Origin of the sequence: Bradyrhizobium sp. (genome assembly GCF_035652035.1) — a bacterium.
Classification (GTDB): Bacteria; Pseudomonadota; Alphaproteobacteria; order Rhizobiales; family Xanthobacteraceae; genus Bradyrhizobium.
Genome location: NZ_DASREO010000091.1, coordinates 90,871 through 105,648, shown reverse-complemented (window position 1 = coordinate 105,648; position 14,778 = coordinate 90,871). Strand labels below are relative to the sequence as shown.

Here is a 14,778-nt window from a genome sequence, read left to right as displayed (position 1 = left end):
TCACGCCCCGGCGCGTTTCACGGCGCGCACCTGGCAGTCGAAGTGCAGCATGTCCGGGCTACCTGTATCGCTCGCCGACATGCGCTCAACCATTGCAAGCACGACCTGCATGGCATTGAACTCAAGCGGCGTCGGCTTCTCGCCTCCGGCAAAGCGTTGTGCCATATCGGAAACGCGACGCAGTTCCTGCCCTACGCATTCGAAGAAATTGCCGTTCGGCGTCATCTCGACAATGTCGAAGCCGAGCCGATCGAGGTGAAATTCGTAGAAATAGCGGTTGAATCCAGTGGCGTAGTGGTATGGCGCGAAATGCGTAAGACTCCAGAACGGTGCTGTAATAATGAACATGCCGCCCGGCCGCAGCAGGCGTGCCATTTCGTCGAGCGCCCGCACGGGGTCGGGCAGATGCTCCAGCACTTCCGTGCAGAGCACCGCGTCGAATGAGGCGTCCGGTTCTGGGATATCAAGAATATCCGAGACTATATCGATCTGGGAGAAGTCCCAACTGCCCGTCTGCAAGCCTGAGTCGCCCTTGCCGTCATAGACGGCATTGTCCTGCGCGACGTATTTCAAATGCCCGCAGTGTTTCTTGTACTGACATTCGCCGGCACCGGCATCGAGCAGGCGCGCGCCCGCCGGCAGCGCGGCCAGTGCGCTGGCCACCCACGCGTCGCGCGTCGCAGCGTTTCTGGTGCCGACGACATATTGCCCCTGGTCAGCGGACAAAATCCTGGTGCGTTCGGACCTTGGCAGAGCCAGATAATTGGTAACCAACCGCCTAGTACGGAGCCAGTCCCGCAATCGCTGCACGACCATGGCTCCCGCGCGCGTCCTGGCCGATGCGCGCGCCGCCCCCTTGATGACCTGATACATAGCGCTGATCGAGCCGCCTTTTCGCCGATGCTTGCCCGCTGCTCACACGCTGACAACTGTGTTGGGGCTGGGCCTCGTTTTCCAGGCCGTGCATGCGGTGCACGACACGGAAGAAAAATCGCCAGCAACCTGTTTGGCTCTTTCGAATTCGATGTCGCTCCGCCAGATCTGTTCCAACAGCTTGTCATGCACGTTTGGCAACTTCGATCGCTGCTTGTAATCGTGGCAGCACATCATGGCGTTGCCTTCGGCGGACACGTAAGCGGTGTTCCACAACAGATCGCAGGCATAGCGCTTGATCTCGTCGCGTGAAGTACGCGGCTTGCCAAAATCGCTGGGAAGATCGAGCTGTCCGGCCCAATCGTCGATCGGTATTGCCTGGGTGAGCCCCGCGATGCCCTTCCACATCGCGTGAAAATCATCGACCTCGGGCTCCGTGATATCGGAAACGATCATGTCAACCTGAACCATGCACCTGTTTTCCGGCGGCCGAAGCCGCTGGTTTATCGCGGCAAATCCTTTGATATTGGCGACGACCTCATCGAAATTGCCACCGATCCTGATCTTCTCGAAAGTTTTCTTGGTCGCACCATCAAAGGAGAACACGACGTGATCGACGCCGGCCAAGAGCAGATCGCGCGCCTTCGTTTCCGTCATCATACTGCCGTTGGTCGTGAAGCCGACGTGATGTCCGCTCGATTTCGCTGCCTTCACATAATCGGTCAGATGCTTGTTGAGCATCGGCTCGCCCAATTGCGTCAGCCAGAGATGACGCGGCCGGTCGCGGATGGATTGCAAAACCAGCGAGAAAGTGTCCGGCTTCATGATCGATGGAACGCGCCCGTCCATCAGCTTCCGGCTTTCCGGAACCGGACACATCTTGCAGCCGAAATTGCAGGCCATTGCCATCTCGACATAAATCAAGTCCGGCAGGGATTCGACTGCAGGCGATCCGCGTCGGAAGGCCCTCATCGACGGCGCGAGAATAACCGGCGGCTGGGGCGCAGCCGTGGACTGGATACCCACGGCCTTCTTTGCGAGCCGCACCGCCTTTCGGACAGCGCGCCCCGGAATTGTGAACAGGTCAGTTGCGGGGGACATCAGGGCCTCTTTGTCAACTCGCCCAGCCTCAAGCCTGCGACGAAGGGGTAGACTGGTTTCTGCTACGGATCGTACCGATGAGCAATCGCGCGGATCGCTTACCGATGCGCTTCACTGTGGAAGCCAGCGAAGGCCTTGGCTCCGGAGGCTGGACATTGACTTCCCGCGGAAACAAATGACCAGCGTCCCGCACCGAAACGCCTTCAAGATAGGTCCAGCCGCCGGCAATCGGTTGCGCCGGATCGTAATAGATCCCTGTCCAGCGGCTGACATATGCGTCCCAATCACCCCCGAGTCCAGCCAGATTCTGTTGGCGGACACTCGGATCGGCGCGCTCAAAGTGCTCCAGCAGCGCGCTCTCGCATGCATCGATCTCATAACCAGCATGCCAGATCCTGAGCGCGAGATCGCCATCGGCGCAGTAGAAGTCGTAGTTCTTGTCGTCGATCCAGCCAACCCGTTCGAGCGCTTCGCGTAGAAACAGTCCATGATTGACAAAGATCTTGCCTCCCAGCGTGAAGCCGACTCGATACTGCTTCTCTTCCGGCCAAGAGCGCCAATAGAAAGCCACAGCCCCGAGACGATGGCCGTCGGCGATCCCGCGATCGAAATGGCGCACACCGTTGGCAATCGTGTCGGGATGAACGACGGAATCGTCGCTAATGAGGCAGACGTAACGCCCCTCGGCGCACTTGAAGGCAAGATTCATGAAGTAGCCCCAACTGCGCTTGCGCCGGGCCTTCCCTTCTGAAACCTCTCGATTATGCTGGACGATTGCGATGATATCACGCTGCTCTGTGAGCCAATCTATCGTGCCATCGGTCGAGCCACCGTCGACGACGATGATCTCGTAAGGAACGTCGATCCGGCTGGCGCGCACGCTGGCAATGGTCGCTTTCAGAAACGACAGGCGGTTGTAGGTGCCCAATACGATTGAAACCTGCGCGGAGATGGTCTTCATCATCAAGCCCAGCAGCGGCGAACCGCTTCAAATCGATCAAGGAACACCAGCGCGCTTGCGACAAAACCTTGCGGCGTTCGCTCTCGTGCGATCCTTTTGCCGGCATCGATCAGTTTTCCGCGAAGACCATTTTCACTTGCGAGGCGCATCACGGCGTCAGCGATCTGTTCAGGCGAGGTTGGATCGGCGAACAGCACGGCATCGCCGAGCTGCTCGCGGGCTCCGGACACCTCGGACGCAATGACCGGGCAGCCCAGCGCGAACGCCTCCAAGGGCGGCAAATTCTCAGGCCCACACAAGGTGATATAGGACAGCGCGAAAGCCTCTCGATAAAGATCGACCAGATCTTCTCGCGGGATGAAGCCGAGAAAGTGAACGCGGTCAACAAGACCGAGCCGCTCGGTAGTTGCCTTCACGTGCGCGAGGTTACCGTGATCGGCGCCGACAAGGACGACGCTCAGCGGCTTTTCAAACCGGGTCCGAAGTAATTTGAGCGCCAGCAGAAGATTGACGTGATTCTTGTGCGCCCAGAACTGCGCGGGATAGAACAGGTATTCCCCCGCAATTCCGTACCTCTCTTGGACCGGGCGGGCGGCTTCAGCTGCATCGCCAAACCGCGGCGTCGGATGCGGCATGATCAGGATCCGCGACGGGTCAACCCGGAAGAAACGCTCGACTTCCTGTTTACCCGCTTCGGTTCCGACAATGACCGCGGAAGCCCGACCCAGGACCGCGGAATAAAGCGTGTCGCGGTGCTGCCAGTTGCCATTCCCGGACATTTCAGGAAACCAGGGCTGCAGGCGATGCTGGAGGTCCCAGACCACGACCATGTAGGGCACTTCCAAGACCTGGCCGGGAGCACTGAGCTGCCAAACGAATTCGATGCCAGCCGCGTGAAGCTGATCATCCAGAGATCGCCCCCTCGGTCTGCTTCTGCGAAACAGGGCTCGGCGCGGCGCGGGCGAATCCAAGTCGAGCGCAATAACCTCGGCGTTCGGCAGCGGTTGTCGCGGAAGCTTCTTCGCCGTGCCAGGCGGACACAGAAAAACGAACGTATGCAGCGACTGCGCGCCGACCGTCAGCAACGCCTCGAAAACCTCTTTCTGAAACGTGAAGCCGCCCCCCGCCTCGGGGTCGAAATCCGCCAGCAATATACCGACGCGCAACCTTATCCTTCCCGGCAATCAATCAACGCCAAACGCGGCATATCCATGTCAGCGTCGTTCTTCGCTACGTCCCGGGACGTTTCCAGCTAGACCTTCGCCACCGACGCCGCACGCGCAATCTCGTCGCACACGGTCGAAATCTGATCGTCCGTCAGCGTCGTGCTTGAAGGAAGATAGAGGCCTGTTTCCCAGATCTCGTCGGCGACAGGGCACGCTACCGCGCGGTATCCCGGCCGTTCCTTGAGACACGGTTGCTGATTCATCGGGCAGAAGAACGTGCGCGTATCGACGCCGCGCGCCTTCAGGTGGGCGGCAAGCTGATTGCGCGATAGCGGATAATCGCGGCCGACGATGAGTGCGTACATCCAGTAGACGTTGAACGCCCAGTCCTTCTCGGCCGGCAACTGCAGCCCCAGCACTCCGGCGAGCGCCCGCGAGTACTTGCGCGCGACGCTCCGCTTTTTCTCGATGATCGTGTCGATCTTCTTGAGCTGGGCGACGCCGAAAGCGGCCTGAAAACCGGTCATGCGGAAATTGAAGCCCGCGCGTTCGTGCCAATAACGCGGTTGGGTGAAGGCAAGGTTGCGCAATAGCCGCAAGCGCTCCGCCAGCGCCGCATCGTTGGTGGTGACCATGCCGCCCTCGCCGGTCGTAATGACCTTGTTGGCGTAGAAGCTGAAGCAGTTCATGTCGCCGAAACTTCCCACGACTCGGCCGCGGCACTTCGCGCCATGCGCTTCGGCGCAATCCTCGATGACGACGAGGTTGTGCTTCTTCGCAATCTGGTTCAGCCGGTCCATGTCGACGGGATGCCCGAACAAGTGCACCGGAATGATAGCGCGCGTGCGCGGCGTGATCAGACCTTCGATCAGGTCGAGATCGAGATTCCAGGTCTCGCGCTCGGAATCGACCGGCACCGGCACGGCGTTGGCGTAGATGATCGCGAGCGCGGTGGCGATATTGGTGCTCGATGAGAGCAGCACCTCGTCTCCCGGCTTCAGGTCGAGCGCCGCGACGGCGAGATGCAGCGCGGTCGTGCCGCTGGTTACGGCGACGCCGTACTTGCAGTCGGCGAAGGCGGCAAAGCCCTCCTCGAAATCGGTAATCGCGGTGCCGAAGGACCCCGAAATCTCCCCCCGGCGCAGCGCCGCAACCACGGCTGCGATCTCTTCCTCGCCGAAATCAGGCTCGAAAACCGGGATCATGACTTCGCACTCACGAATACCTTGTCGTACTGATCGCCGAGGAACGGCCCCTGTTTCACGCTGATGCACTGCATGTCCTCGATGACGCGAATGGCGTGCACGCCATGGATGAGAACAATCGCGTCTCCCGCCTTCAACTCGACTTCGCGCAACAGCTCGCCGTCGTCGCTGAAAAGCTGCACACCGACGATACCGCGCTGCACGACGAACATCTGCTGAAGGTCCTTGATCGAGCGTTCGAACTCGCGGTGGTAATGCGGCGGCTCGACGAATCCCGCTTCATGCGCCAACAGCCCGAATTGAAAGGACGATTCGGCAGGCGAGAAGAAGGTCGTCTTCTCGACCTTGACGTCGGCGCGGATGATTTCCGCATAACGGATCCCGCCGTGCGTTATTACTTCCGGTCCCATTGATCCTCCTGCTGCGGCCCTACGAAGCGCCACATCGTCAATCTCCTCCAAGTGCCACGACGGCATCTCGTTCAACATCATAGACCGGCATCCCGGCTATCATCTGCCGGCGCGCGGCGCCACCGAGATAGGTCAACTTGCCGTTGCGATCGCGGGATTCCCGAAATCGGGACTCGACGTAGCCTTGCTCTGGCGAAACGGCGACGACGCCGCCCTTGCCGACATAGCTCTCGTGCACGAAGTAGGCGTTATTTCCCGCCAGGTTCGAGCCGACCAGCGCGTACCCCTTGCTGCGGGCCACGCTCGCCAGCGCCGCCAGCGAGGCACCCCAATACAGATTCGAGTAGTGCGCCATGGTTCGATCGAAGGCCGGATCATACGGCACCGTGATCGCCTGCCGGGCTCCGAACACGCTGTTATACTCGGCGATGACGATGACCGGCTGGACCGCGGTAACTCGCTGCCACACCCAGTAATCGTTGCCGTCGATGTCAATGCTGAGAATACCAAGCGGCCCTGCAAAGCCGCTCTCTTCGAGAATCGCATTGATATTGTCGCGATCGACCCAGCGGCACAGCGCCGTCAGGTCATGGCGCCAGTACATGTCGCGGGCCCGGAGGCTTTCCATGTTGCCCTTGTCACCATCCATGACCAACCCGCGCCAGTTGTCGTTCAGCAGCAGGAAACGTGTATTGGACTCGGAATAATCCTGCACGCCGAATTCGACAAAGGTGGAAAGCTCGGGCGGAATGCCGAGGCGCGCGATCAAATACTGAATGATGCCGTCATCGCCGAATTGCGAGAATACCTTGAATTCCGCCTCGCGAAGGCTCTTCGCGGTCGCGCGCACCTGGTTGGCGAGCAGCCGACCGGTCAGCAGCTTCAGTTCGTCGATGGTCTCAGGCTGCATCTTCGTCAGGCCTGCGCGATCGACGGCTGTGCCGGCGCCTTGCCCCCCGCTCCAGGCATCGCGCATCCAATTCCACAGTGATCCCAAGACTATCCTTCCTCCGGGGGCAGCATCGATGGTTCAATTGAGCATCTCGGCGAACTTCGCCTTGAGTTCGGCGGTTCGCTGCTCATAGGTATGATCTCGGCAGGTTCGCATCTGGCCCTTGTTCCCGATCTCGGCAGACCGAGTTGGATCGCCGATCAACGCATCGATCCCCGCCAGGCATTCCTCGGGATCGCCGTAATCGACAACCTCCGAGCCAACATCAAACAACTCCCGTAAATTGGTCTTGCGATCGGTCAGAAGCGCGGCGCCGCATCCTGTCGCCTCATAGAGGCGCATATTGTTGGCATAAGCCCCGGCGATTCCAATATGCTGATTGATGACAATTTGCGAGCGGCGGAAGATTTCGAACATTTCGCGTCCCCAGGCCTGCCCACGATAGCAGCCGTGGATCGGCGAATCCTTCGACACTTGCTCGATTCCCATTCCCCAGATGTTCAGGCTGGTCCGTTCCGCGAGAAACTCGAGCAGACGAATACGATCGGCATGGTGGGACGACAACGTCCCCACGAAGGTCACCGCGAGATCCCTCTCCCCTTCGGGCAGACTCGCCAGGACGCTCGGTGCAAATCCCAACTGGTTGTAGAACGTTCGAATCCCGCGCCGTTCGAATTTCTGCACGTAATTCGGCAGTGACGTTGCTATCAGATCGTAGCCGAGGTCATCCTCCGGCTCGTGCCACGGCGCGGCGATCTGTCCGACCAGCAAGCAGCGCTCGCCGACCAGCGAGCGGAGCGACTCGGCACTGACGAAATGCATGACTTGATTGAGGATCACGTCTGGACGGAAGTCCTCAATCTGCGCAATCATGACGTCTCGCGTCCAGCCCGGCATCGCCATGAGCTGCGGCGTGCGATTTTGACCTCGCCCGAACAGGCGGCGCATCTTGGCTGAAAAACCCTGCGGCTCGGGCTTGTCGGACGGGTCAATCCTCAGGCCGTGCTCGGCAGCCCACCGCAATTGCATGGCCTTGTTGTTGAGGTGGACGTCGGCCGCCTCGACACCGTTAGCCCTGAGACCTCGCGAATAGAAGTCCGCGGCACCAAACAGCGATGCGTTTCGCACCGCCATCTGCCGGTCGTAACTACTCTCCGCCAAGCCAGGATTCTCGGCATAAAGATCGTCGAGAAACGCCTCGTAGTCGGTATTGAGGATGAGCACGCGCACTGACAAAGACCTTCAGACAGCCTTTGCCCGATAAAGCACATCGTGATGCGACAGCTGCGCCAAGACATCGTAACGGGGCAACAACAATTCGTCGATCTCCTCGCGAAAGCGGGCCTCCACCAGAATGAAGCTCGGCCGATGCCGCAGAAGGTCAAGCCCTTCGAGCGCTTGCCGTTCAAACCCTTCGACATCGAGGCTGAGCAAGTCGACTCGGTTCAGCCTGTGCTTGTCCAGGAGATGCGACAGCGACCTCCCGGGCACATCGACATGATATGTCGTCAGCGACTGGATTTGCCGGCCGGTTTCGACATGGGCTCGTTCCGCCTCGGCATCGCTCCAGCCGCCATCGACGACCGACATCAAGCCGCAAAAAGTCATCGGGACGCTCTCGCCGTCGGCATCGGACGCCACCAGCGCGCAGTTCTCGACAATGCTCTCGGGCCGCGCGACTCGGCATCGCTCCGCAAGCTCCGGGATCGGCTCGACGAGAACGCCGCGCCATCCACGGTGCCGCGCGAAATAGGCGGTATTGCTCTGGTTCTGGCCGTCATTTGCTCCGGCTTCGACAAAAATGCCGCCGTCAAAATCGATATAGCGCTCGAGTTTTCTGTCGAGTTCATTGAGCCCATAGTAGTGCTTTTCGGGCGGCGCGCGCCTAGCCAGCCGCGCTCCTGCTTGGAGGCGGCCCAGAAACTTGCGGATCGCATTTCCGGTCAATGTGGCGCGCTCTCTAGTCAGAACGCCGTGACGATCGCGCGATCCGCCAAGGCCAGCAGCACCTGCTCGGCCAACTCTGCGGCATCGTGATCAACGGTCTGAAGATGGATTTCCGGCAACTGCGGCGGCTCATAGGGCGCGTCGAAGCCGGTAAAGTTCTTGATCTGACCGGCTTGAGCCTTGGCGTAGAGACCTTTCGGATCGCGGCGAATGCATTCCTCGATCGGCGTATCGACGAAGATCTCAATGAACTCGCCGTCAGGAACGAGGCTTCGCACCGCGTCCCGCTCCGCGCGATAGGGAGAAATGAATGAACAGAGGACGATAAGACCGCACTCGGTCATGAGCTTGGCGACCTCGCCGGCGCGGCGAATATTTTCGACGCGGTCGGCCTCAGTAAATCCAAGATCGCGGCAGAGACCATGGCGAACGTTGTCGCCGTCAAGCAACATCGTATGGTAACCGGCCGAATGTAGGCGCTGCTCGACGATGTTCGCAACCGTCGATTTTCCCGCACCGGAAAGTCCAGTGAACCAGAGGATGGCCGGCTTCTGGCGCTTGATTGCCGCACGCTCGGCCTTTCCCACCAGCAGCGGTTGCCAGTGCAGATTAGTGCCGCGCCGCAAGCCAAAGGCAATCATCCCCGCACCAACCGTCTGATTGGTAAAGCGCTCGATGACAATGAACGAACCGGTGTAGCGGTTTTTGTCATAAGCATCGAAAGCAACGGGTGTCCCTGTCGCCAGATTACAGAACGCGATGTCGTTCAAAGCCAGCGACTTGGCAGCCAGATGATCGCCGTTGTTCGGATCGATCTTGTATTTCAGCCCGGTCACCGTAATCGGCAGCGTCCTGGTGCCGATACGAGCCAGATATGAACGGCCGGGAACAAGCGGCTCTTCCGCCATCCAGATGAGATGAGCGGCAAACTGATCCGATACTTCCGGCCGCGACATGGTACCAACGAGCACATCGCCGCGCGCGACGTCGATTTCATCCGTCAGCGTGAAGGTCACGGCATCGCCCGCTTCGGCGAACGTCTGACGCGCGTCGTATGTAATGATCTCCTTGATGCGCGTGGTCTGCCCGGTGGCAGCCACAACGATCGAATCGCCTGCCGCGATCCGCCCCGAGGCGACTGTGCCGGCATAACCGCGGAATTCGGAACTCGGCCGATTGACCCATTGCACGGGGAAGCGGAATCCAAGTTCGGATGCTTCTCCCGTCACATCAGCCGTCTCAAGAGACTGCAGGAGTGTTGCGCCGGAATACCAGGGCGTCTTCACCGAACTTTCCACGACATTGTCGCCAAAGCGCGCCGAGATCGGAATCGGCACGATGGATTTGAAATTGAGCGCGGCTGCAAAGCCGAGATATTCGGCCACAATGCGCTCGAATGTTTCGGCTTGATAACCCACGAGATCGATCTTGTTCACGGCCAGGACCACGTGACGGATGCCGAGCAGCGAGCAAATCAGGGAATGACGCCTCGTCTGCATCAGTACACCCTTGCGGGCATCGATCAATATGACGGCCAGTTGCGCATTCGAAGCGCCGGTCGCCATGTTGCGCGTGTATTGCGCATGCCCGGGCGTATCCAGCACGATGAACGAGCGCCGTTGCGTCGAGAAAAAGCGGTAAGCGACGTCGATCGTGATGCCCTGTTCACGCTCGGCCTCAAGACCATCGACCAGAAGGGCGAAATCGACGTCTTTGCCAACCGTGCCATGCCGTTCCGAATCCGCCCGCAGACTGACCAACTGATCCTCGAGGATATGCGTGGTATCGTTGAGCAACCGGCCGATGAGAGTGGATTTTCCGTCATCGACGGATCCGCAGGTCATGAAGCGAAGGAGGTCCTTCTCCTCCTCGCCCCGATGAACGAAGCCGGCGGCGGCGTCCATCAGAAATAGCCCTCCCGCTTCTTTCGCTCCATGGACGCGGTTTCATCGCTGTCGATCAGCCGGCCTTGCCGTTCCGAGATGCGGGATTTCTCCACCTCTGCCACGATGTCTTCAACCGACTCCGCGTCCGATTCGATGGCGCCGGTCAGTGGATAGCAGCCGAGCGTGCGGAAGCGCACGCGTTTGAGTTCGGGCGTTTCGCCTGGCTGAAGTGGAAAGCGGTCGTCATCGACCATGATCAGGGTATCGCCGCGTCGCACCACCGGCCGCTGTTTTGCGAAATAAAGCGGCACGACCGGAATTTTCTCGTACTGGATATATCGCCAGACATCGAGCTCGGTCCAGTTCGACAGCGGAAATACGCGGATGGACTCACCCTGGCGGATGCGGGTGTTGAACAGATTCCACAGTTCGGGCCGCTGCGTTCGGGGATCCCACACATGGCCCGCCGAGCGGAAAGAAAATATGCGCTCCTTGGCGCGGCTTTTCTCTTCGTCACGCCTGGCGCCGCCGAGCGCCGCGTCGCAACCATACTTATCGAGAGCCTGCTTCAGCGCCTCGGTCTTCATGACGCCCGTATAGACGGCAGAACCCGACGCAAATGGATCGACTCCGGCCTCGCGCCCACGTTCGTTGGTATAAACGAGGAGTTCGAGACCAAGACGCTGAGCCGTCTCATCCCGAAAGGCAATCATCTCGCGGAATTTCCAGGTGGTGTCGACGTGCAGCAGCGGAAACGGTGGCGGAGCCGGATAAAACGCCTTGATTGCCAGATGCAACATGGCGCTCGAATCCTTGCCGATCGAGTAGAGCATGATCGGCCTTTTGAGCTCCGCCACGACGTCGCGCATGATCTCGATGGCTTCCGCCTCGAGCCGCTCAAGCTGCCTTGGAAGGTGTGCCGTTCGCTGGCTGATGACTTGCGTCATGAAGGAATCGGCGACCATTCAAGAATCGAGAGTGGGAGAAACGGATTATTCCCCAACACATTCTTGCGAAGACGCAGCGAGATGGTGCCCTCACGTTGCGCCTGTTCGACGATGGTCGCGAAGTTGCGCGTATAATCGTTGAGTTCGATGTAGCGGCGGCACATCAGACCGTGCAGTGACTGCGGATCGAGATATTCGTAACAGGGCTCGAAATGGATGACCGCCTTGGGCTTGAAGCGGCGCAGAAAGCCGACAAAATCCCGCGACATTTCCTGGACGTAAAGCACCGCATATGAAGTGAAGATGACGGCTCCGTCCGGAATGTCGAGGCCGCTGGTTGTCAGCAGCCTAAAATCGCACCGGCCGACATGCGCGACCTTGTTGAGTTGCCTCGCGAGAAGCGAGATCAGCGCGCAGCCACTTTCGGTGTATTCGCCCGCAGCCAGCGGCATGCCGGCAAAAGGCTCGCGCATGGAAAGCGCGAGGAGCTTCGAGCCGAAGCCGGCCCCGAGTTCGGCAAGGCAGGTCGCGCCTTCCATATGAGGTCTGAGAACCTCCGCATAGAGATCGAGATGCGCAGCCAGCATCTGCGCCTGGTTCGCCAGATAAAAGGACCCGTCGACATAACAAGGCGTCTCGACACTGGGACCGCTCGATATCCGCTGGATTTCAGCAAGCGTGGGGTGATCAAGAGTTCGCGCATGGTCGAGCAGCCGCCCCCAGCGCTCGAGCTGGAATTCCCGCAAGACCTCCTGCTCGGTCTTCTCCCTGACGCCGAACTGCTCCAATCCCAGGAGCCGCTTCGGCCAAGCCGAGTGTTTCGCCAGATCGTCGAGCACGATCGGCGCCAAGTCGCAGTGTATTGCAGATGTCATCGCGTAAACTGAACCAGACGTATTTCCTGTCCGCGCCGGCTACCTGGCGCGGACATCAATGTGAGAATAAACTCGCGGATAGCGCGAGAGCGCATCGGCAAATTCCGGGGCGCGGATCTTTGAGAGGACCGGACCGTTTCGCGTGGCGCCAAAAAGGCTGTTCGAGAATTCAAGCTGGAAAAGGAGGCGGTCACCTTTGAGGAGATGCTTGCCCTTGTGCAGTCCACGGGTGTCTTCGGCAAAGATGGTGCCCTTTGGACCGCCGATCTCGACCATGTCTTCGGAACGGTAGAACTGCTCGACGTCCTCGTCCGGCAGCCGGGCGTAACCGCGGTCCAGCAATGCCGCCGGAATTCCACCAGTTTTCTGCGAGCCCTTGACGAAGCAATGTGGACCGCTGTCGGCGCCGACGTCTGTGAGGTAGAGGAAGAACTTCAGGAACTTCACCTTGTCCATATCGAAATGATAGAACTGCGCGGCGTCTGAGTCCGGCGTCTCGTTGATGTTGGTGATCCACCACATGATCGCATGATCTAGCACCGGCTTGGCACCGAGGTAGGTCTGGGCAAACCAGATCAGCGACTTGTCCGAAATCAGCCTTTGTGCCGCCGGCTGGTTTAGCAACGTGTCCGGCTGTATGGCGTATCTGACTGCCTTGGGATTGGCGCGATCGTAGAGGCCCGTCGCCTTTTCGCCAGACGGCAGAAAAATCGTACATTGTTGAGTCAGCGCGATTTGAAGCAATTCATCGCAGACCTCGTCCGGAACTCGTGTCGGGAAGACATAAAGCCCGGTTTCCCTCAGCGTCTCGATAGCTTCTGAACGCGCGCTCTCGCTCTCAATGTTCAGGATACCAGCCGGTTTGTCGATCCGATAGGGCGGATGGAGAAAGCTCAGGCACCGCGAAATGAAATCGTTCGACTTGCCGCCGGTAACGCAGAACAGACGGATCATGCTTTGATAAGCGTCCATTGGCGTCTTGCGGGTCCGCCAAAAGGCAATGAATCCGAGCGCGACGTTGCGGATGTGCTGGTATTCGTTCCTGAATAGCGCGCGCAGGCTGCGATATTTTCCCAGGAGCGAGAGAGGTTCTGCCTTGGCGATAGCGCTCATGAGAATGCTCCTTTCCGTTAAACTCGACGCTTGATCGACGACGTTATTCGGCTGCTTCGGCCAGCACGCTTGCGTGGCGATGAACTTTATGAAAGGCCTCGATCAGCATATCCACCTGCTCGTCGTCGGCGTCCCATGAAACCGGCTGGAATTGCAGCAGAGATCTCTCATACATGGCCTCGACCACCGGGCAATCGCCGAGCGCATACGTCCGATTTCCGAGATTGAACGGAAACCCGTCACGGCCAATGGCGATCCGCTTCTGGAACAGCGGGAGCGTGTAGATCGGAGCCACATAACCCTCGGCGTTGGGGACCCCCTCGGCACTGAGCGCTTTGGCGAAAGCTGACCTCGAAATTCCAAGCGCACCAGGATCGAGCTTGCAACTCCACATGAAGTAGACGTGGCGGCAGCCCTGCCGAACCGAGGGCGGTGTGATCCCCCGGAGGTTCCCGACGCCATCGCTCAATCGTTTGGAGATCGATTCGGCGCGATCGACGAGCTCGTCAATTCGCTCAAGCTGCGCGCGGCCCACCGCCGCCGCCAGTTCCGGCATTCGAACGTTCATGCCGACAAGATTGGTAATGTCTTCGACCTTCAGCCAGTCAATGACGTTTTCGCCGTGATTGCGGATCAGCTGAAGACGGCGCGCGAGGTCGGCGTCCTCTGTCACCAACACCCCGCCCTCGCCGGTCTGGATGTGCTTGTGGATGTTAAGGCTGAAGATGCCGATATGCCCGATCGTGCCGGAAAGGTGTCCGCTCTCCTCGGCGAGCGCGGCTTGGGCATTGTCCTCGACCAGGTAGATGCCTCGGGCGTCGGCAAGCTGCCGCAACTTCGTAAGCTCGGCCGGATGACCGAAAATATTCACAGCGATGATGGCTCGCGTCTTTGATGTGATCGCTCGCTCCACCGAGGCGACATCCAGGCAGAAGTGTTCGGGCTCGATATCCGCAAACACCGGAATGCCGCCATAGAACAGCGGGGCCATCGCCGTCGCCGACATCGTGTAGGGTGATGTGATGACTTCGTCGCCCGGGCCGATGCCGATCGCTCCCATGGCAGCAATCAGCGCAGAGGTCGCAGAGTTGACCGTCACGGCGTGGCCGACGCCGAAACGCTTGCACCAGGCGTCCTCAAAAGCGCGCACCTCGGACCCGCCAAAGAAAGTCGGGCGAGGACTGCCGTGGAAACCCGACAGCACCGAGCCGCTATCGAGAAAGCGCAGCACTGCACCGCGCTCGTGAGCTCCAATGCCGTTGAACGGCTGCAACGGCCGGCGAACCGCGGGCCGGCCGCCGAAAACTGCGAGAGAGTCAGTCATTGCCAAATTGCCCTTGAA

At 59.6% G+C, this 14,778-nt stretch carries 15 protein-coding genes; 1 reads left to right on the top strand and 14 read right to left on the bottom strand.

Annotated elements, in window-relative coordinates; all coding sequences use genetic code 11:
- From VFB05_RS24390 to VFB05_RS24375, 4 genes are read right to left on the bottom strand one after another with little or no spacing between them, the layout of a single operon-like run.
- Positions 1 to 873 carry a class I SAM-dependent methyltransferase gene (locus tag VFB05_RS24390; RefSeq protein ID WP_325017086.1) on the bottom strand — a complete coding sequence of 291 codons (873 nt, stop codon included), beginning with the start codon at positions 871 to 873 and terminating at the stop codon, positions 1 to 3.
- A 42-nt stretch (positions 874 to 915) separates the two neighbouring features.
- Positions 916 to 1,974 (bottom strand): radical SAM protein, encoded by a 1,059-nt coding sequence (locus tag VFB05_RS24385; protein ID WP_325017084.1) that lies wholly within the window; start codon positions 1,972 to 1,974, stop codon positions 916 to 918.
- 28 nt (positions 1,975 to 2,002) lie between these two features.
- Positions 2,003 to 2,938: a glycosyltransferase family 2 protein gene (locus VFB05_RS24380; RefSeq protein ID WP_325017082.1), complete on the bottom strand. Its 936-nt coding sequence runs from the start codon at positions 2,936 to 2,938 to the stop codon at positions 2,003 to 2,005.
- Positions 2,938 to 3,570, bottom strand: coding sequence for a glycosyltransferase (locus tag VFB05_RS24375; protein WP_325017079.1), 633 nt, complete (start codon positions 3,568 to 3,570; stop codon positions 2,938 to 2,940). Before VFB05_RS24375 ends, VFB05_RS24380 begins: the two co-directional genes overlap by 1 nt.
- Here VFB05_RS24375 and VFB05_RS24370 point away from each other — a divergent pair.
- Positions 3,562 to 4,191, top strand: coding sequence for a hypothetical protein (locus VFB05_RS24370; RefSeq protein WP_325017077.1), 630 nt, complete (start codon positions 3,562 to 3,564; stop codon positions 4,189 to 4,191). The genes VFB05_RS24375 and VFB05_RS24370 overlap by 9 nt on opposite strands.
- Here the strand turns inward: VFB05_RS24370 and VFB05_RS24365 are convergent.
- The 10 genes from VFB05_RS24365 to VFB05_RS24320 are packed head-to-tail and all read right to left on the bottom strand — an operon-like array spanning position 4,188 to position 14,760.
- The gene (locus VFB05_RS24365) at positions 4,188 to 5,306 is read right to left on the bottom strand and encodes a DegT/DnrJ/EryC1/StrS family aminotransferase (RefSeq protein WP_325017075.1); all 1,119 of its coding nucleotides are present in this window, start codon (positions 5,304 to 5,306) and stop codon (positions 4,188 to 4,190) included. The two genes, VFB05_RS24370 and VFB05_RS24365, sit on opposite strands and share 4 nt — an antisense overlap.
- Positions 5,303 to 5,716 carry a hypothetical protein gene (locus VFB05_RS24360; RefSeq protein WP_325017073.1) on the bottom strand — a complete coding sequence of 138 codons (414 nt, stop codon included), beginning with the start codon at positions 5,714 to 5,716 and terminating at the stop codon, positions 5,303 to 5,305. Before VFB05_RS24360 ends, VFB05_RS24365 begins: the two co-directional genes overlap by 4 nt.
- 37 nt (positions 5,717 to 5,753) lie before the next feature.
- Complete coding sequence (locus VFB05_RS24355; protein WP_325017071.1) at positions 5,754 to 6,713, bottom strand: hypothetical protein; 960 nt, start codon at positions 6,711 to 6,713, stop codon at positions 5,754 to 5,756.
- A gap of 33 nt (positions 6,714 to 6,746) precedes the next feature.
- Positions 6,747 to 7,898 carry a glycosyltransferase family protein gene (locus VFB05_RS24350; RefSeq protein WP_325017069.1) on the bottom strand — a complete coding sequence of 384 codons (1,152 nt, stop codon included), beginning with the start codon at positions 7,896 to 7,898 and terminating at the stop codon, positions 6,747 to 6,749.
- A gap of 12 nt (positions 7,899 to 7,910) precedes the next feature.
- On the bottom strand, positions 7,911 to 8,615 hold the full coding sequence (locus VFB05_RS24345) for an FkbM family methyltransferase (protein WP_325017068.1): 705 nt from the start codon (positions 8,613 to 8,615) through the stop codon (positions 7,911 to 7,913).
- A gap of 17 nt (positions 8,616 to 8,632) precedes the next feature.
- Positions 8,633 to 10,519 carry a sulfate adenylyltransferase subunit CysN gene (cysN, locus tag VFB05_RS24340; protein ID WP_325017066.1) on the bottom strand — a complete coding sequence of 629 codons (1,887 nt, stop codon included), beginning with the start codon at positions 10,517 to 10,519 and terminating at the stop codon, positions 8,633 to 8,635.
- Positions 10,519 to 11,448, bottom strand: coding sequence for a sulfate adenylyltransferase subunit CysD (gene cysD / locus VFB05_RS24335; RefSeq protein ID WP_325017357.1), 930 nt, complete (start codon positions 11,446 to 11,448; stop codon positions 10,519 to 10,521). The genes cysN and cysD overlap by 1 nt, the downstream gene beginning before the upstream one ends.
- Entirely contained in the window at positions 11,445 to 12,323 is an 879-nt protein-coding gene (locus VFB05_RS24330; RefSeq protein ID WP_325017064.1) for a hypothetical protein, read from the bottom strand. The genes cysD and VFB05_RS24330 overlap by 4 nt, the downstream gene beginning before the upstream one ends.
- A gap of 39 nt (positions 12,324 to 12,362) precedes the next feature.
- Complete coding sequence (locus VFB05_RS24325) at positions 12,363 to 13,436, bottom strand: hypothetical protein (RefSeq protein WP_325017062.1); 1,074 nt, start codon at positions 13,434 to 13,436, stop codon at positions 12,363 to 12,365.
- Positions 13,437 to 13,479: 43 nt separating this feature from the next.
- Complete coding sequence (locus VFB05_RS24320; RefSeq protein WP_325017060.1) at positions 13,480 to 14,760, bottom strand: DegT/DnrJ/EryC1/StrS family aminotransferase; 1,281 nt, start codon at positions 14,758 to 14,760, stop codon at positions 13,480 to 13,482.
- Positions 14,761 to 14,778 lie beyond the last annotated feature (18 nt).